This is a genomic window from Massilia haematophila (assembly GCF_042647645.1).
GTDB classification, from domain to species: Bacteria; Pseudomonadota; Gammaproteobacteria; order Burkholderiales; family Burkholderiaceae_D; genus Telluria; species Telluria haematophila.
The window spans coordinates 822363-844374 of the sequence record NZ_JBHRVV010000001.1; the positions used below are offsets into that span (position 1 = coordinate 822363).

At 66.0% G+C, this 22012-nt stretch carries 18 protein-coding genes and 1 pseudogene; 7 read left to right on the plus strand and 12 right to left on the minus strand.

What is annotated here, in order from left to right:
* Positions 1-37: 37 nt before the first annotated feature.
* The 11 genes from ACFOPH_RS03790 to ACFOPH_RS03840 form a co-directional block, all read right to left on the minus strand.
* A complete protein-coding gene (locus ACFOPH_RS03790; protein ID WP_379733617.1) occupies positions 38-478 on the minus strand; it encodes an acetyltransferase in 441 nt (146 codons plus the stop codon).
* Between the two features lie 86 nt (positions 479-564).
* Positions 565-1320 (minus strand): hypothetical protein, encoded by a 756-nt coding sequence (locus ACFOPH_RS03795; RefSeq protein WP_379733618.1) that lies wholly within the window; start codon positions 1318-1320, stop codon positions 565-567.
* A gap of 117 nt (positions 1321-1437) precedes the next feature.
* On the minus strand, positions 1438-2391 hold the full coding sequence (locus tag ACFOPH_RS03800; protein WP_379733620.1) for a hypothetical protein: 954 nt from the start codon (positions 2389-2391) through the stop codon (positions 1438-1440).
* A gap of 9 nt (positions 2392-2400) precedes the next feature.
* Positions 2401-3822, minus strand: coding sequence for a hypothetical protein (locus ACFOPH_RS03805; RefSeq protein WP_379733622.1), 1422 nt, complete (start codon positions 3820-3822; stop codon positions 2401-2403).
* A gap of 21 nt (positions 3823-3843) precedes the next feature.
* Entirely contained in the window at positions 3844-6678 is a 2835-nt protein-coding gene (locus ACFOPH_RS03810) for a type VI secretion system Vgr family protein (protein WP_379733624.1), read from the minus strand.
* Positions 6679-7082: 404 nt separating this feature from the next.
* Positions 7083-7634, minus strand: coding sequence for a hypothetical protein (locus ACFOPH_RS03815; RefSeq protein WP_379733626.1), 552 nt, complete (start codon positions 7632-7634; stop codon positions 7083-7085).
* Positions 7635-7792: 158 nt separating this feature from the next.
* The gene (locus ACFOPH_RS03820) at positions 7793-8425 is read right to left on the minus strand and encodes a DUF1294 domain-containing protein (RefSeq protein ID WP_379733628.1); all 633 of its coding nucleotides are present in this window, start codon (positions 8423-8425) and stop codon (positions 7793-7795) included.
* A gap of 166 nt (positions 8426-8591) precedes the next feature.
* Complete coding sequence (locus ACFOPH_RS03825; RefSeq protein WP_379733630.1) at positions 8592-10055, minus strand: catalase; 1464 nt, start codon at positions 10053-10055, stop codon at positions 8592-8594.
* A 310-nt stretch (positions 10056-10365) separates the two neighbouring features.
* Positions 10366-10683 (minus strand): hypothetical protein, encoded by a 318-nt coding sequence (locus tag ACFOPH_RS03830; protein WP_379733632.1) that lies wholly within the window; start codon positions 10681-10683, stop codon positions 10366-10368.
* A gap of 6 nt (positions 10684-10689) precedes the next feature.
* Positions 10690-11784 carry a non-homologous end joining protein Ku gene (gene ku, locus ACFOPH_RS03835; protein ID WP_379733634.1) on the minus strand — a complete coding sequence of 365 codons (1095 nt, stop codon included), beginning with the start codon at positions 11782-11784 and terminating at the stop codon, positions 10690-10692.
* 37 nt (positions 11785-11821) lie between these two features.
* On the minus strand, positions 11822-12787 hold the full coding sequence (locus tag ACFOPH_RS03840; protein ID WP_312552112.1) for an SDR family oxidoreductase: 966 nt from the start codon (positions 12785-12787) through the stop codon (positions 11822-11824).
* Between the two features lie 168 nt (positions 12788-12955).
* Between ACFOPH_RS03840 and ACFOPH_RS03845 the strand changes: the two genes are divergently transcribed.
* From ACFOPH_RS03845 to ACFOPH_RS03865, 5 genes are all read left to right on the plus strand, one after another.
* Entirely contained in the window at positions 12956-14440 is a 1485-nt protein-coding gene (locus tag ACFOPH_RS03845) for a GGDEF domain-containing protein (protein ID WP_379733636.1), read from the plus strand.
* 213 nt (positions 14441-14653) lie between these two features.
* Positions 14654-16297 (plus strand): SulP family inorganic anion transporter, encoded by a 1644-nt coding sequence (locus ACFOPH_RS03850; protein ID WP_379733638.1) that lies wholly within the window; start codon positions 14654-14656, stop codon positions 16295-16297.
* 69 nt (positions 16298-16366) lie between these two features.
* The gene (locus ACFOPH_RS03855; RefSeq protein ID WP_312554057.1) at positions 16367-16516 is read left to right on the plus strand and encodes a hypothetical protein; all 150 of its coding nucleotides are present in this window, start codon (positions 16367-16369) and stop codon (positions 16514-16516) included.
* 12 nt (positions 16517-16528) lie between these two features.
* Positions 16529-18343 (plus strand): DUF1302 domain-containing protein, encoded by a 1815-nt coding sequence (locus tag ACFOPH_RS03860; RefSeq protein WP_379733640.1) that lies wholly within the window; start codon positions 16529-16531, stop codon positions 18341-18343.
* Between the two features lie 119 nt (positions 18344-18462).
* On the plus strand, positions 18463-19011 hold the full coding sequence (locus tag ACFOPH_RS03865) for a GNAT family N-acetyltransferase (protein ID WP_379733642.1): 549 nt from the start codon (positions 18463-18465) through the stop codon (positions 19009-19011).
* 26 nt (positions 19012-19037) lie between these two features.
* Here ACFOPH_RS03865 and ACFOPH_RS03870 read toward each other — a convergent pair whose 3' ends face one another.
* Positions 19038-19667 (minus strand): 1-acyl-sn-glycerol-3-phosphate acyltransferase, encoded by a 630-nt coding sequence (locus tag ACFOPH_RS03870; protein ID WP_379733644.1) that lies wholly within the window; start codon positions 19665-19667, stop codon positions 19038-19040.
* A 233-nt stretch (positions 19668-19900) separates the two neighbouring features.
* Between ACFOPH_RS03870 and arsC the strand changes: the two are divergent.
* Positions 19901-20245, plus strand: a pseudogene (gene arsC / locus ACFOPH_RS03875) (arsenate reductase (glutaredoxin)); the annotation flags it as partial.
* 160 nt (positions 20246-20405) lie between these two features.
* Positions 20406-21974, plus strand: a complete 1569-nt coding sequence (locus ACFOPH_RS03880) for a S41 family peptidase (RefSeq protein WP_379733646.1) — start codon at positions 20406-20408, stop codon at positions 21972-21974.
* Positions 21975-22012 lie beyond the last annotated feature (38 nt).

Genomic DNA, 22012 nt, shown 5'->3' on the forward strand with positions numbered 1-22012 from the left:
CGACCGTCCCTTGTCCGCTGCGAAATCGACCGACCCTTCAGGGGCCGGTGTATTCCAGGTGAATGATCGGATAAGGCCGTCCTTGCCCGTCGAGCGGAGAACGGCCCGTACGCTGGAAGCCCATCTTTTCGTAGAAGCCCAATGCCTGGGCATTTTGCTCGTTGACGTCGGTGGTCATCGCTGGGTGAAGCGACAGTCCATGACGAACGAGTGCGGCGCCAACGCCCGACCCGCAATGGGCCGGGTCGACGAACAAGGCCTCCATATGGCCGCCGTCGATGAACATGAACGCCAAGGGTTCATCATCGGCATCCACTGCGAACCAGAGCGGCACCTTCGGCAGAAAGTCGCACACCATGGCATCGATGGCCTGGCGATCTTCCCGCGACAGAAAGTCATGGGTAGCATCGACCGCACGCCGCCAGATGTCAATTGCACGCTCGCCCTCGTTGGCGCGGGAATGTCGAATAGTGATCATTTGTTGATTATAGGGCTACGGGGTGCACCGTCCCAGCGAGAAGGCTGCAGCCGTGCCCCGGATTGCGCCAGGATCAGGGCTGATCGTTATCCCATTGCCGGCGTTGGCGTGAGTGGACCTTGTAGCAAGTCTGTAGAGCGCTCGACGAGATACCAGACGCAGTCGCGTTTCTCCACAATCTTCTGTTGGCCGATCTTCTCGCCGGTCAATGGATGGTTGACATCCTCCATGCCGACCAGCACTCGTGCGAGAGACGTCTTCTTGTAACGGGTGCTGAGGAACTGGGCGCCACTATTGTCGACATCCGGTACGTATATCCCGCTTTGCCTCAGTGTTTCGCCGGAAGCGACGGAAATGGCCCGGTTGATGCGATACCTTGGCCATCGCGCCGGAGGCTCGAGCGGCCCCCGTTCCGCGTTATAGTCGATCAATGAGCGGGGGTCCCAGTAGGCGCCTTCGGTAGTGGTGATGTTCGAGGCGAGGGTTAGCGCGTGGTTGAGGAGCGTGCTGTACAAGTTTTCGTCTGCTTCGTCCATCCAGCCGGACCAGTAGTCCATTTGGCCTTTGAAGTCATTGCAAGGTCCCCAAGCGAAGGAGAGGCCCTTGACGTCCCCATGGATAAGCAGGATGTAACCTGTATTAAGACCTTGCAGCGTATTGCGGAAATTGGGTAAAACCCGATTTCCCCAGACGATATCGGGCTGTTCCGGCAAGGGGCGGGATCGGTAATTCCCTGGGAAATTCCGGCTGAAGGCATTCAGACAGGCCTCGACATGCGTGACCATCCGAGCCCATATGTCGCGCAGGTCGGCGAAGTATTCGACGGAAGTGTAGCGTTCCAAGAGGTAAATCTCTTGAGAGTGTATTTGAGGGGTCATAATCGTCGGGTTCTCTAATAGCCATTACGCCAAATGCAGACGCAGACTTGCTCATGGCAGCGGCGCCATGGTTCGTCAGGATCAGGACTGATCGCTATCCCATTGCCAGATCGTCGCTCCATATGCCGATTCGAAGGCAGGCATGACGTCGCCAACTTTGAACCGCCTGCGCGATCCCGGCGATGCGGGCGTGAAATAGAATCCGCGCTCGGGACAAGTTTCGCCGGCAGCGAGACGGCGGCGTTGTGGTTCGGCCGGCGAGGGTGCGGGCGCATCTTGTGGCGCGTCTGTAGAGCGCTCGACCAGGTACCAGACGCAGTCGCGTTTCTCCACAATCTTCTGCTGGCCGGTTTTCTCACCAGTCAGCGGATGCTTGACATCCTTCATACCTATTAGCACCCACGCGGGGGGCGCCTCGTTGTAGCGCGTGCTGAGAAACTGGGCGCAGCTATTGTCGACGTCCGGCATGTAGATCCCGCTTTGCTGCAGCCTTTCGCCAGAAGCCACGGAGATGGCCCGGTTGATGCGATAACTTGGCCATTGCGCCGGCGGATCGAGCGGCCCCCGCTGCGCAGAATAGTCAATCAATGAGCCCGGGTCCCAGTCCGCGCTTTCCGTAGTCGCAATGTTAATGGCTAGGGTCAGCGCGTGGTTGAGAAGCGTGCTGTACAGATCTTCATCTCTCTCGTCCATCCAGCCGGACCAGTAGTCCATCTGGCCCTTGAAGTCACTGCGTGGCCCCCAGGCGGAAGACAGGCCCTTGACGTCTCCATGAGTAAGCAGGATGTAGCCTGTATTCAGGCTTTGCAGCGTGCTGTGGAAATTGGGCAAGACCCTGTTTCCCCAGACGATATCGGGCTGTTCCGGCAAGGGCCGGGAACGATAATTTCCTGGGAGATTCCGATTAAATGCATTAAGACAGGCCTCGACATGCGTGACCATATTGCCCCAAGCGTCACGCAGGTCGGCGAAATACTCGGCGGATGTGTATCGTTCCAATAGGTAGATCTCTTGAGGGGTGAGACGCAGGTCCAAGTCATCCTCCTATTTTTTCGTGAACCAGTGGTTTCGCTGGACGGGCACGCCGACCATCGTATTGGTGACGCCCAGTTCATCGTAGCTCCAGCCTGTTTTCTGGCGGGGGCTCATATGGGAACTGTCGAGATGTGCCGGATCGATGACGATCTGGCGCGCTCCACCTTCGAGAACGTAATCTGTATCTTTCAATCTCTGGGATGCCGTTACGCCTTCCCACACGTGCAGCGGCTTCCCCGCAGGAACGGTATAGGACACGAATTCTCCATTGCTGTTCCAGTTCGCCCAGACAGCGAACCGCCGGCGCCACTGGTCCTTTGATTTCAGCTTCTTGAATTCCGCCTCACTCATCCAGCAGATGCTGTTGTCGGCCGACGTTGGATCGACTATGCGATAAAGCTTCGTCCCGGATGGGATGATGATGGCTTCCATTGTGTGAAACGTTTCGTGAGCGTTATCCAGAGGATGTCTTCCTCGTGCTGGGCTCTTCACCGTACTGGTCCAGCCCGGCTTTAGGACAGGAGCGTCTTTGAGCGGTCGATTTGCAAGCTTGCCTGTGTTGTCAACCCAGCCAGGTTTTGCTTTCTCGAACGCTGCAGCTTCTTCAGCCTCGGAAACCTTGCGAAACGCGTGCGGATTCACAGTATTCAAATGCGCCCTGTGCGCCATGTCCGCATCGATTTCCAGCCGCCGCGCCAATTGTGTGAGGTAGTCCTGTACCGGCCTGATCGCCTGGCCCAGCTTGCGTTCGGCGCCGCTTCGAACCTTGTTCACCGTTTCCAGCAGCGCGCCCGCTTTCTTCGCCAGCCCCGTAGCGCCCCATTTCTCGACCAGGCCCAGCAGGCTTTGCGCCGCCTTCGCCGCGTCGGCAAAGGCTGTAGCAAGCTTGCTGGCGCTGAGCTTTCCTGCAAGCGAACGAAGCTCCTTCGCCAGCGTCTTGTACGGGTTGTCCCATTTCAGCGCTTTCAAGGCCGCGACGACCTCCGGCCGCGCCAGGAAGCGGTTCAGCTGGATCACGGCGTCGTCGACGGCGAGCGAAAGCCGAGGCGTCACGCCGCTGACGGCGCCGGCCTTGCGCATCGATGCGAATGCGACTTTCAGGCAGCCTTTGAGCAGCGACCCGACCAGCGGCAGCAGGCCGATCAGGGTCAGGGAAAGCGAGATCCAATGCCAGGGCGTATCGGGTTCTTCGTCGATCTTCTTGCAGTTCGCCACGACGTCGCGCACGTCGCAGATCTGGTCGACGAAGGGAATCATCGAAATGACCGTGCCGGTCACGACCTGGGCGGTGCTGGCGTTGTCGTTGAAATCGCCCTGCAGGACTTCCCAGATCCATTCGGCGCCTGCCGCCAGATTCTTCTTGCCGCTGTCGATCCACGCCGCGGGTGCGGAGCGAAACCAGGCCAAAGCGTTCTCGAACTCGTCGGTCATATCCTGCGCCCCCGTTGCGGTCTAGCTGCTCAACATGCCCTTCGCCCTGGCGACCATGGCAGCCAATGGATCCCATGGTTCGTCCGGCATGGGCGTGCGTTCCTCGTATTCCGCGCTGACCGGCTTTTCGGGAACGTTTTCGTGCCGCGCACTGCCGTTCTGGTCGAGTTTGCCGTTGATGACGACCCCGTCGGCAAACCTGATCTTGTAGCCCACCCCGGCCATCGGTTCGCCACCGGCGTCGCGGTAGTTGAGTGCGATGAAATTCGAGAACTCGCTCACGCCGTTCGGTAAATGCGGCAGTTCCGCCTGTGTTTTTGCGCCTTTGTCGAACAGGTGCTTGCCGCCTTTGACCGTGAATTTGCCGGGGCAGGCGAAGGTGATATCGCCACCTTCGAGGGTGATGGCGGACTGGCCGGCCTGGAGCACGATCTTTTCCTTGGCCTTGATCTCGATACAGTCGTTCACGGAGATCACGGTGATCTCCTTGTCCGCGAGTATGTCGAGCTGATCGGTATGGGCATGCAGCGAGATCGGGCCGTTGGCGGCGATCGCCTGGATTCCTCCGGCATGGCTAAACAGGCCCGCAGCGTTCCCGGCCACGGTCGACGCCGTGTGCGCTGCCGCCAGGTGCAGGTCCGATTGCGTACTCCAGTGCAGGTGCCGGCCGGCGTGGATCACGGTCGAGGCCGGTGTAGCCCAGTTGATGCCGGCGGCAGCGTCCATCAACACGACTGCCGAGCCGAACTTTTCGACCGGCTGCTCGCTGTCCAGCTCGCGGGACCCGTTCTTCGTCTTGAGGGCAGGCTGGCCGTTGACCGCGCCGTCGTATTTGCCGTGCGAGCGCGCGTCGACCTGGTCGATGAAGCCGGCTTGTGCCCTGGCAGACTCCCCGCTGAAGAGCGCCTGTTGCTGGGCGGCGGCATCGCCCAGCGTGTCGCTCAAGGCTTTCGCAGCTTTCAGGGCCGACACCGCTTCGGCAGCGTCCATCTGCGTCGAGGTCACGCCGCTTCCCAGCCTCGGCCGGGCGGAGGTCGACAACAGCACCCCTTCGCCGCCGCGGATCACGGCCCAGGCATCGGTCCGCAATTCGAAGCCGCTGCCGCGGCAGGCGCCCCGGTGCGAAGTCCCGGGAGACTGGTGGATCAGGTACCCGAGATTGAGCTGGGTCGCCGCGGTGCTGGTCGCCAGGCGCGTACGGACCTGGCCACGGGTATCGTCCAGTTGCCACTGGTTGAAGCCGCTGCCATCGAAGTTCCGGCTGTGGATGCCGGACAGGACACCGCCATGGTTGGCGTTCGATTCGACGCCGGCGGAGAACGGCGGCAGGTCCGAGCCGTTGTAGAGCTGGGCCACGATGACGGGACGGTCGATGTCGTTGTCGATAAAGTCGACCAGCACCTCGGTGCCGATGCGCGGGGTGAATTGCGTGCCCCAGTTGGGCCCGGCCAAGGCCTCGGCGACGCGCACCCACGTTCCCGAGCTGTCGTCACCCGGTGCATTGCCGAGCGCATCGGTGTCGTGCGCAAGTCCGCCCCGGTTGGGATTGCGGCCGCGCTGCCAGGCGAACTGGATTTTTACCTGATGATCGCGGTTGGTCGTCGCGACGGCATCGCCGAGCCCGACGACGAGTGCGGTCTGCGGGCCGTGCGCAGTGCCGGTCCGCGGGGCCGCGATCGAGGCCGGCACCAGAGGAACGACGTCGCGCACGCAGCCGAAGGTGTTCCGGTACGTGCCGTTCTCGATGCCGGAAAGCGTGGTGCCGCCGATGCCGGTGTCGAAGTTGTTACGCGCTTCGTGCGCGACCCACAGCACCGTGAATCGATCCTTGGACGTGCGGTAACGATCGTGCTGGGTAAGCCGGAAAGCGTGGCCCGCAGCCAGGCGCCGCACGGCGCCGGCGCCCTCGAAGACCTTGTAGTTCATTTCCAGCGCTTGCAGCATCAGTTCGCCATGCCGGTATGCCGCACGGCGCTCGCTGACGATACGTTCGCCGCTTCCGTCGTAGATCGGCAGCGAAGGCAAGGCGCCTGTGTCGAGGTTCGTTTGCAGTTCCGCCCCCGCTGCGACCAGATGGGCCGGATCCCAGCTGCTGATGCTCACGCCATTCGCTTCCACTGTCCTGCGTGCGCGGAAGTCGTCGATGGCATCGTCGTGTTCGGTGGCGCGCACGCCATGGAAGCGCACCGCTTCTTTTCCCGCAACAGCCGGCACGGTCGCGCGACGGTCGAAGATCACGAGCCGATGGCGCGCATGCCCGGTGTCGTCGTCGTTCTCGGACTGGTCGTGTTCGAAACGCCAGTTCAGGCCCTCGGACGCGAGCAGGCGCAGGAGGAATTCGAGATCGCTTTCGCGGTATTGGGTGCAGACAGGGCGGGGCGCGAGTTCCTGGGTGAGATCGAATTCGAAGCGCACCTGCGGATAGTCGGCCAGCAGTTCGGTGACGATATCGCGGACGTTCTTGTCCTGGAAGATGTAGCAGTCGCGGCGGAGTGCCAGTAGCGCCAGCGCCGGCTCAAGCCGCAGCCGATAGCGCGCGACTCCGCCATCGGCGCCGAGCCAGGATGCATGCGTACACAAGCCATGCCACGCACGCCGGCTGCCATCCGGCTGCAGCAAGCGCAGCGTCAATTCTTCGCCGAGGAAGCCGGACAGATCCGGATCGGTCGACGTGCTTAATGCGTCGATATCGAACCAGTACAGCGTATTGATCGCTTCGCGACCGGAGAACTGTTCGGCGGCGAGCGATTGCGGCAAACCGGCCTGTCGTGGGCATGTCAGCGTGAACAGACGGGCATGCTGGCTCAGTCCGGGGCCAAACATGCGCAACGATGCGAAGTCCGGAAGCGCTTTCATGGGAAGCGGCACATGGACGGGTTTGTCATCTGGACGACTCCATTGGTGAGCACGAACGGAATACACACAGACTGCACAACGAGACGGGGCGTCCTGGCGAACTTCCCGATACAGGACGTGCCAAGTCCTTGAGCTTACCCGAGTGGACCAGGCTAGTGCTCAATGGAAAGATGATTCAGATCAATGCAACCGATGAATGCGTTTTGCCGACACGCCGGGCCGATGGCGGCCGAGCCGAAGGAGGAATCAGGAGTGAAGCGAGGCGCCCGGATGACGGCGGGCGCCGCCGCATACTTGCGCCGACGTGTGGCGGAGCAGGGAGCCGGCACGTGCGTCGCGCTCCCTTGTTTGTTGATGCGAGGGCGGTGTTGGCGTCGGCGATCGACCCTGCCCGGGGCGACTGGTCAACGCTTCTCGTTGCTAATCGCTTGCAGCAGCTTGAACGCTTCACGCTGGAACATCGGTTCCGCATCCGCCAGTTCCTTGCTGGCCGTGACATATGCGGCGCGCTTGCGTTCTTTCTTTTCTTCCGGCGGCACCGTCGCCCGCGCGCCCGGCATCATGATTTGCGCGCTGCTGTTGTACTTGCTGTGGATGACCTTCTTGCCGTAGGACGTGCCGTAAAAACGGGTCATTTCGATCGCGGTATCGGCGGAGGCGAAGCGCGTCAGCGCCGGCGCCAGGCGGCGGTGGATCTCGGCCGGCGGCATCTTGTCGAGCCTGGCGAACACGGCCTGGCGCTGTGCTTCGCTCGGGTAGCGGGTGCGCGCCGCCACGCCGCGCATGGCGAATTCGAACTGCATCGCGCCGAGCAGGTCCTGCACGGCTTTCACGTGTGCGGGACTGATTGCGCCGGTCTGCATCGTGGGCGCCGGGCTGGCGGCAAAGGCGGGGACTGCGGCGGGGACTGCGGCAAGCAGCGACAGGCCGAATGCGGTCTGGACGACGAATTTCATAGGTGTTCCTTCTGGTGGCAGGGCATTGCCGTTTGTTTCGCACGGGAAAGGCACGAAAATTGATTCCATCTCGCGCGAAAGCCGGGCAAGGGCGGTGTCTGGCATGTCGGCACGCCGTATCGCGAGCTGGAGTATATCTCCTTGGCAATGCCTAGAATCTAACCAATTATCGCAAGCGCAGGATTGCGCACGCTCGCGGGCAACATGGCCCACCCCAGCACGCCGCAATTGAGGAGTACGGTAGCCCAGAACACCACCTGGAATTCCCGCTTTTTCGACTTGTGCCGGTACACGCGCTGGGCCAGCAGGGCGCCCGGCCAACCGCCGACCAGGGCCAGCATGTGCAGCGTGCTTTCCTTGGTGCGCCAGCGGCCGTTGCGGGCCGCGGACTTGTCCAAGCCATAGGCGATGAAGGCGACCAGGCTGGCGCCGGTATACAGGCCGAGTGCCAGGGCAGGGAGCTTGCCGAGCAGGACGGCAATCCCGAGCATGGCGAAAAAGCCGAAGGCGATCAGCGGCGAGCCGGAACGGCTGGCGGAAGATTCGCGAGCAGGCGCGGTCCGGTCGCGCACGAAGGCGACGCGTTCCGCGCGCGGCTGCCCCTTGTCGTTGACGTGCAGTTCATAGGTGACGAGGTCGCCCGGCGCCGGCCGGATGCCGCGCTCGGTAAAGGCCTTGATGTGAAAGAAGACGCTCGGCCCGCCGCCGTTCTGCGCGATGAAGCCGAAGCCCTGTTCATCCTTCCAGCTGCTGACCCTTCCCTGGTAACGCGGCGTTTTCGTCTGGCGCATCGGCTTTCCTGTCGTTCGAACAGGAGCGAGTGTAACGGTGGACATTCCTGGAGGCAATGCACAGTGCACGGCCCATGCGGACGGCATAAAAAAGGCGCCAGGCTTCGAGCCATGGCGCCAAGGAGGAGGAGAGAGGAGGCCGGCAGTGCCGGCGGTTCAGTACTGCTTAGTCGACGTTGCGGCCGCGCGCCTTCAGTGCCGCGCGCACGCCGCGGCCGTAGTCCGGATCGGCCAGGTCGAACTGGCGCAGCTGGCGCTGCAGGACTTCGTCGGTTACCTGGCTCAGCGGGCCGGCCAGGTTGTCGAACAGGTTCTGCTTCTCGTCAAGCGGCATCAGGCGGAACAGGTTGCCTGGCTGGGTATAGTCGTCTTCCTGGCCGCGGAAGTCGAAGCGGCCGGCGTTGCCGACCAGCGGCAGCTCCTGTTCGCCGTGGCCCATGCCGAGCGCACCCTTGCCGACCGGGTCGACCGGATCGTAGATCTGGGCCGCGCCGCCGTTGACGATCGCCATCGCGCCGTCGCGCTGCTGGTTATGGAAGGGGCAGCGCGGCGCGTTCACCGGCAGGTGCTGGTGGTTGGTGCCGACGCGGTAGAGCTGGGCGTCGTGGTAGGCGAACAGGCGGCCCTGCAGCATCTTGTCCGGCGAATAACCCATGCCCGGCACCACGTTCGCCGGCGAGAAGGCGGCCTGCTCGACTTCGGCGTGGTAGTTCAAGGGATTGCGGTTCAGTTCCAGCACGCCCACCGGCAGCAGCGGGAAGTCGCCCTGCGGCCAGACCTTGGTCAGGTCGAACGGGTTCCAGCCGGTGCGCGCTTCCCACTCAAGCAGCTGCTGCGGCGTGGCGACCTGCACCTTGACGTCCCACTGCGGGAAGTTGCCCGAGGCGATGGCGTCGAACAAATCGCGCTGTGCGTGGTCCGGGTCGGCGCCGCCGAGGCGCACCGCCTCCGCATTCGACAGGTTCCTGATGCCCTGGCGCGTCTTGAAGTGCCACTTCACGTAGACGCGCTCGCCGGCATCGTTGATCAGGCTGTAGGTATGGCTGCCGAAGCCGTGCATGTGGCGGTAGCCGTCCGGGGTGCCGCGGCTGGAGAACAGGATCGTCACCTGGTGCAGGCTTTCCGGGGCGCGGCTCCAGAAGTCGAACATCATGTTCGCCGACTTCAGGTTGCTGTCCGGGCAGCGCTTCTGGGTGTGGATGAAATCCGGGAACTTGATCGGGTCCTTGATGAAGAACACCGGCGTGTTGTTGCCCACCAGGTCCCAGTTGCCTTCCTCGGTGTAGAAGCGCAGGGCGAAGCCGCGCGGGTCGCGCTCGGTATCGGCGCTGCCTTTTTCCCCGCCGACGGTCGAGAAGCGCAGGAAGGTCTCGGTCTTCTTGCCGATCCCGGAGAACAGCTTGGCCTTGGTGAAATGGCTGATGTCGTGGGTGACGGTGAAGGTGCCGTAGGCGCCCGAGCCCTTGGCGTGGACGACGCGCTCGGGAATGCGCTCGCGGTTGAAGTGCTGGAGCTTTTCGATCAGGTGGAAGTCCTGCAGCAGCAGGGGGCCGCGCGGGCCGGCGCTTAGGGAATTCTGGTTATCGGCGACCGGGATGCCGGAAGCGGTGGTCAGGCGGGGCTGGGTCATGCTCTCTCCTCTTCGAAATGACGAATTTGATGAGGAGGATTCTAACTAGTGCTGAGCGAAAGATAAATTTGATTGATTTGATTGAATCGATAGATAATTCCTAAAGGCAAGAGGAGCAGGGGCGGTGCGTTCTGCGCCCGCCCTGCAAACACTGTTCGCTACGGTCAGTAGCGGCGTACCGATCCGCTGGTCTGGCCGTTCATCTTGGCCTGGATTTTTTTCCAGATAAAACCGGCAATTGCCATCATGATCATCTTGCGCATGTGAGCCTCCTTGAAGTAATCAAATTGTGTCGCGTGGATGGATGTGTTCAGCGCCCGCTGACGGAACGCCGGCCTTCGCCGGCGGCCGGCGCGTCCGCCGTCCGGGGCGATTGTTGCGTGTCCTGCGCGTCGTGCGAATCGTTCTTCCAGATGCCGCGGATGTTCATCGCCATCAGCGCCACCTGCAGCGCGATCAGGGCCCAGGCTTCGTCGTGCACGCCCCAGACGATCCACAGCAAATTGCTGAGGATGAACATCCAGAAGCCGAACACCCGCCGGCCGGCGCGTTGCGAGCCGATCAGGTAGGCGGCGTACAGGCTGACCGCCATCGCGGGCCATTGGAGGAAGTCGAGGAATTCGTCCATACGCCGTCACGCCGCCTTCTTGCGGCGCGCCGGCGCCTTGCTTGCGGCCGCAGTGGCGCGGGTGGTCTTTGCCGCCGCCTTTTTTGCGGCGGGCTTGGCGGACGCCTTGGCGGCCGGTTTTGCAGCCGCCTTGGCCGAGGTGCGCTTCGCACTTGCCGTTGCGGGCTCGCGGCTGCTGGCCGTCCTGCGCGTGCGCGGCGGCGGCGCTTCGTCCTCGTCCTCGTCTTCGACCGGCTTCGGCGCGCGCTTCGGCGGCGGCGGTTCGTCGTCGTCGTCCTCGTCCACCGCGACCTTGCCCTTGCCCGGCTTCTTGCCCAGGCTGGCCTGCAACAGCGCGACCAGGTCGATCACGTTGGTCGACTTGGCCGGCTTCTCGTCGGGGTCGGGCATCGTGATGGTCTTGGTCTGCTTGGCCTTGATCTTCTTTTCCACCAGGGCCAGCAGGTCCTCGCGGTAGTCGTCGTGGTACTGGCCCGGGTCCCAGTCCTCGCTCATGCCCTCGACCAGGGCCATCGCCATCTTCAGTTCCTTGTCGCTGACCGCGGCGCTCTTCGCCTTTGCCGACGGAATCTTCAGCTCGCCGGCGTCGCGGATCTCGTCCGGGTAGCGCAGGGTGTTCAGCACGATGGTGTCGCCCTCGCACACCAGCGCCGCCAGGTGCTGCTTGACGCGGATGACGACGTGGGCGATGCCGATCTTGCCGACCTTCTTCAGCGTCTCGCGCAGCAGGGCGTAGACCTTGTCGCCGCCCTTGCCGGGCGCGAGGTAGTAGGGATGGTCGTAGTAGAGCAGGGGCACGTCGCCGGCGTCGACGAATGCAAGGATGTCGATGGTGGCGGTGGCCTCGGGATTAGCGCGGCGCAGGTCCTCGTCGGACAGCACCACGTATTCGCCCGACTCGTATTCGTAGCCCTTGACGATGTCGTCCCAGGAGACTTCCTTCTGGGTGGTCTTGTTGTAGCGCTTGAAGCCGATCGGGGAGAAGTCGCGGCGGTCGAGCATGGTGAGGTCGAGCGCATTGTTGCTCACCGCTGGGTACATCTCGACCGGGATGTGGACCAGCCCGAAGCTGATCGCACCCTTCCACATGCTGCGCGCCATATCTTCTCCTCCCTCGTTGTCGTTGTGGTTGTGGTTGTTATTCGCCGACGCTGCCGGTGACCGGCAGCACGATGCCCGTGATGTAGCTCGAGCAGGCGTTCGAGGCCAGGAACACGTAGGCCGGCGACAGTTCCTCGGGCTGGGCCGCGCGGCCGTAGGTGGTGCTCTCGCCGAAGTGGACGATCTTGTCCGGCGCCTGGTCGGCCGGATTGAGCGGCGTCCAGACCGGGCCCGGCGCCACGCAGTTCACGCGGATGCCCTTGTCGAGCAGGTTCGCCGCCAGCGACATCGTGAAGGCGTGGATCGCGCCCTTGGTCGAGGAATAGTCGAGCAGCATCTTCGAGCCCTTCAGGCCGGTGACCGAGCCGGTATTCACGATCGCGGCGCCGCGCTTCATGTAGGGCAGGGCGGCCTTGGCCATGTGGAAGTAGCCGTAGATGTTGGTGCGCATGGTTTCGTCGAAGCGCTCCTCGGTGATGTCCATCAGGCTGCTGGCGTGTTCCTGGAAGGCGGCGTTGTTCACCAGCACATCCAGGCGGCCCCATTCGGCGACCACGCGGTCCACCGCCTGCTGGCAGAATTCCATGTCCTTGACGTCGCCGGCGATGGTCACGCAGCGCCGGCCCTCGGCCTCGATGCAGCGCTGGGTCTCGGCCGCGTCCTCGTGTTCATTCAGGTAGAGGACGGCGACGTCGGCGCCTTCGCGCGCGAACAGCACCGCCACCGCGCGCCCGATGCCCGAGTCGCCGCCGGTGACGATCGCCACCTGGCCCTCGAGCTTGCCGCTGCCCTTGTAGTGTTCGGCCATGAAGCGCGGCTTGACCTCCATCTGCGCTTCCAGCCCCGGCTTGGCCAGGTGCTGTTCCGGCATCGGCGGCACCGGCTGCTGGGCGCCGATCTGGACCGGCTTTTCGCCTTCCTGCTCCTGCTGGCTCGCATCGAGCTGGTCCTGGCGGTTCTGGATCGCCTTCTGGTGGTTCGCTACATCGTCCTGGTTGGCCATCGCAAGCTTCCTTTCGCATCCTGGTTCTCGATCGGGCCAGTATCGGCCGCGCACGGATGCGCGACGGTGCGCTCCCACACACAAGACCGGGCTTGCCTGTTCGTCAGCTGCCGAATATGTCAAAATTCATACTGTTTCGTAACAAATATGCATGACAAGGAGAAAACCATGCCTCAGCAGGCCGAGCCGCAAGGCCAACGCGCCGGGTTGTTCGTCAACCCGGCAGCCCAGCGGCGCCGAGAGTTCCAGGCCGGCTGCGGCGGCCAGTTCGCGCGCCTGGCGCTGGCCGACGGCGCCGATGCGGCGCTCGATGCCTTGCAGCGCGAACCGGTCGACCTCCTCGTCATCGATCTCGAGCGCTTCGATCCCGAACTCGACCTGGCCGGCCTGGCCCGGCTGGTGTCGGCGCGCGCCGGCGCCCCGACCCTGGTGCTGTGCCCGTTCGCCAACGCGCGCTGGCTGCCGGCCCTGATGGCCTGCGGTCCGGTCGAGTATGCGATCGCGCCGCTCGCGCCCCAGGCCTTGCGCGAGCTGGTCGCGGCGCGGTTGGCGGCCGGCCCCACCCCGGTGCGGGCGCCGACCCCGCGCGAAAGCGAGCTGGAGGAACTGGCGGCCCTGCGCGCCAGGGTGCAAGCGGCGCTCGGCCAGGGCGAGGACCCGGTGGCGCTGTCCGAACGCCTGTGCGAGGCGCTGTGCAGCTGGCCCGGCGTGGTGCATGCGGCCCTGTTCTACCTGCAGCCCGGCGGCGACCTGCGGCTGCAGGCGCAGCATGGCACGCGGCGCGGCCTGAACCTGGCCGCCGTCCTGCAGCGCGGCGAGCGCCTGCTGCAATCGCCCTTGCGCCATGCCTTCCCGGGCCTGCTGGCGGTGGCCGCGAATACCGTCGCCCTGCTCGACGCCCCGGAAAAGGCAGGCGAACCGGAACTGGCGCAGGCGCTGCGCACGCACGGGGTCGAAATGGCGCTCGCGCTGCCGATTCCGGCGGGCGGTCCCGGCAGCGGCTTGAACAGCGCGCGCGGCTCGCTGTGCCTGTTGTTCGACCACGCCCGCGCGTTTTCGCGCGACCAGCTCGATGCGCTGGAAGAACTGGCGGCGCTGGCGGAGGTCGGCCTGCGCATGGCCGACATGGGACGCGAGGGCGAAGAACTGCTGGCGCGCCTGACCCATGTCTCGACGGTCGACGCGCTCACCGGCGTGGCCAACCGCCGCCACGGCGAAGCCTTGCTGGAGATGGAAATCAAGCGCGCGCGGCGTTACCGCCTGCCGCTGGCCCTGATCGCCTTCGACATCGACCGCTTCCGCGAAGTCAACGAGCGCTACGGCCACCCGGTCGGCGACGTCGCGCTGCGCGCGGTGGCCGAGGCCGCCCACAAGCTGCTGCGTTCCAGCGACATCGTGGTGCGCGCCGGCGGCGAGGAATTCCAGGTGATCGCGCCGCACACCAGCGCGATCGACGGCCTGAAGATCGCCGAGAAGCTGCGCGCGGCGATCGCGGCGACCGCGATTCCCGGCTGCGACCAGGTCACCGTCAGCCTTGGCGTGGCCCAGCTGGGCGAGCAGGAGAGCGCCGACTCGCTGATGGTGCGGGTGAACGCGGCGCTGGCGCGGGCCAAGCGGGCAGGGCGCAACTGCGTCGAGCTGGCGATGCAATGATCGGGTTTGGTAGGGTGGGTTCTTGAACCCACGCTGTCTGACCTGGTGCTCGGAGACAGCGCTGTTAAAGCCGCCGGCTTCGGACGCTCCGGTGGTTCGCAGCAGTACCATTGCGCGTGGGCTCGAGAGCCCACCCTACATAGGCCGACCACCGCCAGCGTCCGGCATGCTACCCTTGCGCCTTCGAAACACACGCATGAAACGAAGAACACGATGTTGCACTGGTTGAGGCACTACCGGCGCGCCATGCTGCCGGGCGACATCAGCGCCGGACTGGTGGTGGCGATGATGATGATCCCGCAAGGCATGGCCTACGCGCTGGTGGCGGGCCTGCCGCCGGTGGTCGGGATCTACGCCAGCATCGTGCCGCCGGTCCTGTATGCGCTGTTCGGCACCAGCACCACCCAGTCGGTCGGGCCGATGGCGATCATCTCGCTGATGACCGCGTCCGCGCTGGCGCCGCTGGCGCCGGCCGGCAGCTCGCTGTACGCCACGCTGGCGGCGCAGCTGGCGCTGATCACGGGCGCGGTACTGCTGTTGTGCGGCCTGCTGCGCATCGGCTTCATCGCCAACTTCTTCTCGCGTCCGGTGATGAGCGGTTTCACCATCGGCTCCTCGATCGTGATCGCGCTCGGCCAGCTGCCGGCGCTGCTCGGCGCCAAGCTCCCCGACGTGCACCTGCCCAGCGCGATGCTGGGCCTTGGTTCACTGCTTCTGCTGCTGTTCGCGCGCAGCCGCCTGGCGCCGCTGCTGCGCCGCCTTGGCCTGCCCGCCACCGCCGCCGACATCGGCGCCAAGCTCGCGCCCATGGTGGTGGTGCTCGGCTCCACCGCGCTGGTGCCCCTGCTCGGCCTGCAGGCGCTGGGCGTGCACACCACCGGCAGCGTGCCGACCGGCCTGCCGATCCTGGCGCTGGATGTATCGTCCAGCCACTGGCAGGCGCTGCTCCAGCCGGCGCTCCTGATCGGCTTCATGGTGTTCCTGATCAGCATGTCGGGGGCGCAGGCGCTGGCGCTCAAGCGCGCCGAGAAGCTGCACAGCAACCGCGAACTGGTCGGCCTGGGTGCGGCCAACCTCGGCAGCGCACTGACGGGCGGCTTCCCGGTCACCGGCAGCATGTCGCGTTCGGCCGTGAATTTCGCCGCCGGCGCCAATTCCCAGCTGGCCAGCCTGATCACCGCCGCGCTGCTGGCCCTGGCGCTGGTGGCGCCCACCGGCTGGCTGGCCCTGATGCCGTTGCCGACGCTGGCGGCGACCATCATCGTCGCCGTGCTGGGCATGCTCGATACGACGACGCTGCGCACCGCCTGGCGCTTCGACCGCCTCGATGCCGCGGCCCTGGTTGCCACCGCCGGCGGCGTGCTGGCGCTGGGTGTCGAGGCCGGCGTGGTGATCGGCGTGGCGCTGTCGATGGGCGCCCTGATCTGGCGCGCCAGCCGCCCGCATATCGCGGTGCTCGGCCGCATCCCGGGCACCGAGCATTTCCGTAACATCGCCCGCCACGCGGCCGAGACCGCGCCGGGCCTCCTGATGCTGCGGGTCGATGCCGGCCTGTTCTTCGGCAACGTCGACGCGGTGAACGAACGCGTCGAGGACGAGCTGGCGGCGCATCCGGGCACGCGCGACCTGGTGCTGGTGCTGTCGGCGGTGAACGAGGTCGACACCACGGCGCTGTTCGCGCTGAACGAACTGAATGCCAGCCTGGCCTCGCGCGCGATCGTGCTGCACCTGGCCGAGGTCAAGGGGCCGGTGATGGACAGGCTCAAGCAAAGCGACTTGCTGGCGCGGCTGAACGGGCAAGTGTTCCTGAGCACGGCGATGGCCTGGGATGCGTTGGCTAACAACAAAAATGCCTGATGGTTATTGCGGTGCGTTAAGTGCTATGGCAGTATTTACCTGCAGCTAACAAACCTGAGGAGGCTGGCAATGCACCGTACCATCACCGTCGGCTGCGCGATCGCCGCCACGAGCCTGTGGATTGCAGGGCAGGCAGAAAATTCCATGGCGCTGTTCGCGGCCGCCGGCCTGTTCGAGCTGGTGTTCTGGAAGCGCATGCTGGCACGCGTTACCCCCTGAGCCGGGGCCTGCATGGCACCGCGCTTAGCGTCGGGACCGGGCGCGGGACCCGGCACCAGCATCGGCTTTTCCTCCCATCTGACACGCGGCGCGGCCGTCCTTGGCCTGGCGCTGGCCGGCCTGCCGCCGGCCCACGCCATCGAGACCAAGGTCAGCGGACGCGTGAACTTCGGCGCCGTCGCGCGCGTCGAGTCCCAGGATCCGCGGCTGCTGACCGGCCTGAACGCCGCCGCGATCGGCCTGACGGGCTACGGCGCCGGCGGCAACGCCGACGACGCCAACCTGAACTACCGCCGCGGCGACCTCGCCTCGGTGGCCCTGAAGGCCTACGTCGACCTCAGCCTGCGCGAAGGAGCCTGGTCGGCGCTGGTGCGGGTCAAGGCCTGGCGCGACGAGGCGCTGGAGGACCGCGGCCGGCCCTGGGGCAACGCCGCCAACGGCTATGCGGCCGCCGCGCCGCTCTCGGACGCCGGCGCCGCGCGCCTGTCGCGCTTTTCCGGCGTGGCGCTGGGCGAGGCCTGGCTGCAGTATGCCGGCCAGGCCGACAAGCTGCGTTACAGCGCCCGCCTCGGGCAGCAATCGCTGAACTGGGGCGAGCGTTCCATCACGCCCGGCGGGCTGGAGGCGCTCAACCCAAAGGATTTGCCGGCCCTGCGTAGGGCCGGCGCCGTTCCCCAGGAAATGCGCGTGGCCGTGCCGATGCTGTCCGGCCGCATCGAATTGACGCCTGCCTTCGGCGTCGAGGCGTACTACCAGACCCGCCACAAGCCGACCGCGCTCGACATGTGCGGCACGCTTTGGGCCCTCAGCGACTACCTGGCCGAAGGCTGCGATGTCGTGATGTCGGGTCAGCCGATGGTGAGCGACCGTGCCCGCATCCCGCTCGGCGCCTACCAGAAGCGCCTGCCCACGCCGGAGGTGAACGGACCCGAATACGGCCTTGGACTAAGCTGGAAGTCGCAGGCGCTGGGCCTGGACGTCGGCCTGTATCACGCGCGCTACAACGCGCGCACGGCCCTGCCCAGCCTGCGGCGCAGCACCCGCCCCAACGGCCCGGCCCTGGTCGCCGGCGACCCGGACGGGCGCAACATGGCCTATTTCACCGAGTACCCGCAGGACCTGGCGATCACCGCGCTCACCGTCCAGCACCAGCGCGGGCGCGCCAGCTTCTACGGCGAAGCCTCGTACCGGCCGCGCCAGCCCTTCATGCTGGCCCCGGGCGACGTGCTGCCGCCCTTCCTGAACGCCACCATGCCGGCCCTGCTGCGCGCGGACGCCAACGCGGTGCCGCCGGGCGGCATCTTCCACGGCTACGACCTGTATGCGATGTCGCAGCTGCAGCTGGGCACGCGCCACGAGTGGCAATGGGGCAGGGTGGCGCTGGCCGGCGCCGCCGAGGTGGTGGGCAAGCATGCGGCGGATTTGCCGGACCGGGCGTTGCGTCGCTACGGCCGCGCCGACATCTTCGGCGCCGGCCCGGTGAACGGCGCCTGCGCCGTCACCACCGGCGACGCGGCGCGCCAGTGCAGCCTGCGCGGCTACGCCACGGCGAATGCCTGGGGCTACCGGCTGCGGCTGGACGCGCGCCTGCCGGCGCTGGCGCAAGGCCTGGCGGCGAGCGCCAGCCTGAGCTTCGCGCACGACGTGAAAGGCTGGTCCGGCGACTTCCTGCTCAACGAGGGACGCAAGACGGCCAACCTGGCGCTGCGCTTCGAGTACCGCCAGCGCTACCTGCTCGAGCTGCAGTACCTGCCGGGCTGGGGCGGCGACTACAACCAGGTTGCCGACCGCGACGTCGCGGCGCTCGCTGCCGGGGTCCGTTTCTAGTGCATGCACGATAGCGTTGCACCAGAACGGTGCATGCTGGCGGCCGATAGTGCCTTGCCGCTGCTGGACAGGCAGGCACGAATCCTGCACGCTCTCCGTCGTCAACAACGGAGGAAACGATGATGCAGATCCGAATGCTCGACGCCGCCGGCGCGGCGGCGCACGCGGCCCCGCTGCGCGCACTGCTGCTCGACGCGGTCGCGCATGGCGCATCGGTGGGATTCATAGCCACGATCGACGAGGCGGCGGCGGATGCCTACTGGAACGAGGTGCGCGCGGCGCTGGACCAGGGTTCGCGCGTGCTGCTGGTGGCCTGGCGCGACCACGTGCTGGTCGGCACCGTCCAGCTCGACCTGTGCCAGAAGCCGAACGGCCTGAACCGCGCGGAAGTGCAGAAGCTGCTGGTGCACAGCGGCGCGCGCCGCGGCGGCGCGGCGACGGCGCTGATGGAGGCGCTCGAGGTGCAGGCGCTGGCGCTGGGGCGCGGCCTGCTGTTCCTGGACACCGAGGCGGGGTCAGGCGCCGAGGCGCTCTACCAGCGCCTGGGCTACACCCGGGTCGGCGAATTGCCGGAGTATTGCGCGACGCCCGACGGCCATTGGCGCGCGACGGCGATCTACTACAAGACCTTGTTCGTGCGCGAGCGCAAGGGCGCGCTCGCGGCCTGAGATCGCAAGCTGGGGGTGTGAGGCGCCTATACGCTCTTCCTGCGTTCCGGGCCGGTATGCGGCGGCGCCAGCTTGATCGGTGCGGCCAGCTCCGGGTAGAGCGCCTGCTTGCCGGCGTAGACCGCGGCGATCGCGGCCATGTCGGCGTCCTGGTCGCCGGAGAGGCGCACGGTGTCGACCACGCTCAGCACTTTGTCGCGGTAGTCCATGTAGACCAGCAGCACCGGCACGTCGGCGGCCACCGCCAGGTGGTAGAAGCCGCTCTTCCAGTGCGGGCGGTAGCCGCGCGTGCCTTCCGGCGTGATCGCGACCCAGCACCATTCTTCGCGCAGCATGTTCTGCGCCAGCGAGCGCGTGGCGCCCATCGGCGCGCGGCGGTCGACCGCGATGCCGCCCCAGTAGCGCATGAGCGCGCCGATCGGCGGTTTGAACAGCGAGTCCTTGGCCAGCCAGCGGAACTGCAGGCCCAGCGCCCACTTGCCCAGCAGACCGACGAGGAAATCCCAGTTCGAGGTGTGCGGATAGACGACCGCAATGCCGTGCGGACCGGGCAGCGGCTTGTAGTGCAGCTTCCAGCCGATCAGGTTCAGCAGGCGCAGGGCAGTGCGCTGGCACCAGGTGGGCAGTGCCGCGGGACGCAGCAGATGGTCGCTCATGTTCTCTCCGTCGCGCCGTGCATCAGCTGAAAGGCTGGCCGGCCGTCATCTTGTATTTTGCTGTTCTTGTAAGGAAGTAAGCTTACTTCCCGGAAAACCAAGCGGAGGATTCTATAGCGGCGGCGGGAGGGCGACAAGCAAAAAGACCACGTCTGTTGTAAGACGGCGGCGTAGTATCATGCCGGCTTCATTGACTGATCATTGCCGGCTTTCGGCAGGACCGAATCGACACCATGGACATCACGATCTACCACAACCCGCGTTGCGGCACCTCGCGCAATACCCTGGCGGCCATCCGCGACGCCGGCCACGAGCCGCGCGTCGTCGAGTACCTGAGCCACCCGCCCAGCCGGGAGGAACTGCAGGCCATGCTGGCCGCCGCCGGCCTGACGCCGCGCGCAGCGATCCGCAGCAAGGAAAGCCTGTACGCCGAGCTGGGGCTGGACGCCCCGGGCACCACGGACGAGGCCCTGCTGGACGCGATGCTGGCCCATCCGGTGCTGATCAACCGGCCCTTCGTGGTGACGCCCAAGGGCGTGCGGCTGTGCCGGCCGTTCGAGCTGGTGCAGGAAATCCTGTAAGGCCGCCGCCACGCTCGCCCGGCTGTGACAAAAGGTGAGAAAGTAGCAACACTGTTTCGGGTATCGTTGCAGGGATAAGGTCGTGCTCACCGGGGCGTACGGGTTGCCGTGACGTCACGGTTCGAGGACGACGACAACCCCGCCCCGAAGGTGCCCGATGAAACGTTTGCTGTTGAGCCTGACGCTCGCCTGGACTTCCCTTGCGCCGCCGCCCGCCGCTGCTACTGCTACCGCCACTGCTACCGCCACTGCTGCTGCTGCTGCTGCTGCTGCTGCGCCCGCCGAATCCGCGCCAGCCCTGCCGGCGACACCCGCCCAGTGGCGCGCCGCCGCCTTGCGCGACGTCGAGGCGGCTTACCGGGTCACGCTGGCGAACCACGCCGGCGCGCGCGATCCGCACAATCCCGCCTTCCTCGACCATCTCGCGGCCGCCAGGGCCCACGGGCTGGGCCTGGCAAGCCGGGTCGGCGACGGCCCGGGCTATGTCGCCACGCTGCTGGCTTTTTCGAACCGCATCCGCGACGGCCACGCCGGCGCCTACCCCACGTTCAGCTTCGGCGCGGTCCGGCCGACGCAGTGGCCCGGCTTCGTCGCCGCCTGGCGCAACGACCTGTTCGTCCACACGGCGCAGGATGGCGCGGCGCGCGAGGGCGAACGCATCGTCTCCTGCGACGGCAAGCCTGTGCGGCGGCTGCTGGAAGAAACGGTCTTCGGCTACTTCGGCCGCATCGCCGAGGAAGGGCAGTGGTGGAGCGAATCGGCCAACCTCTTCCTCGACTTCGGCAATCCCTTCGTGCCAAGGCCGCGGCGCTGCCTGTTCGAGCTGGACGGCCGTCGGACCGAGCGCGACCTGCACTGGCGTCCGATGCCGGATGCCGCCTCCGCCTGGATCGAAGCAAGCGTGACCGGCGACACCTTGCCGGTCGGCCTGACCGAGCTGCGCAAGAACCTGTTCTGGGTCGCCATGCCGACCTTCAAGCCTTCCGCGCAGGAGCGCGAGACTTACCGGGCGATGTATGGGCAGGTGCGGGCCGAGCGCGCGCGCTTCCTGGACGCCGATGCGGTCATTATCGACCTGCGCCTGAACAGCGGCGGCAACTCGCAATGGAGCCGGGATTTCGCCGCCGCGCTCTGGGGCGACGGGCGGGTGACGCGGCGCGCGGATGCGTCCGACGCCAGGGAAGCCGTCTGGTACCGCGCTTCGCCCGGCAACATCGCCCATTTCCAGGGTCTGCTGGAAAAAAGCGCGGCGCAGGGAGAAACGTCGTTCGAACGCCGCCTCAAGACCCTGGTAAGCGACCTGCGGGCGGCCGAGGCGGCCCGGCAGCCCTACCATGTACTGGACACCGGGGCGCGCGAGGCGCCGGCCGATCCGCAGGCCGACCGGCCGGACGATCCGCCGCCGTTCACGCGCCCGGTCTATGTCATCGTACCGGGCAACTGCGCCAGCGCTTGCCTCGACGCCATCGACGTCTTCAAGCTCTTCCCGAACACCAGGCTGATCGGCGCGCCCAGTTCGGCCGATTCGACCTACATGGAGGTGCGCAGCGAGAAGCTGCCCGGCGGGCTGGCGCGCGTGGTCGTGCCGACCAAGCTCTACGTGAACCGCCCACGCGGCAACGGCGAGTTCTACCGGCCGGACATCCCCGTGACCGCCCTGCGCTGGACCATGGAGGCTTTCCTGGACGCCGTCGAGCGGGACCTGGCGCGCGGGACACGCCCGTAAGCGATCGCATCCTGAGGCTCGCCCCAAGCAGGCGCGGT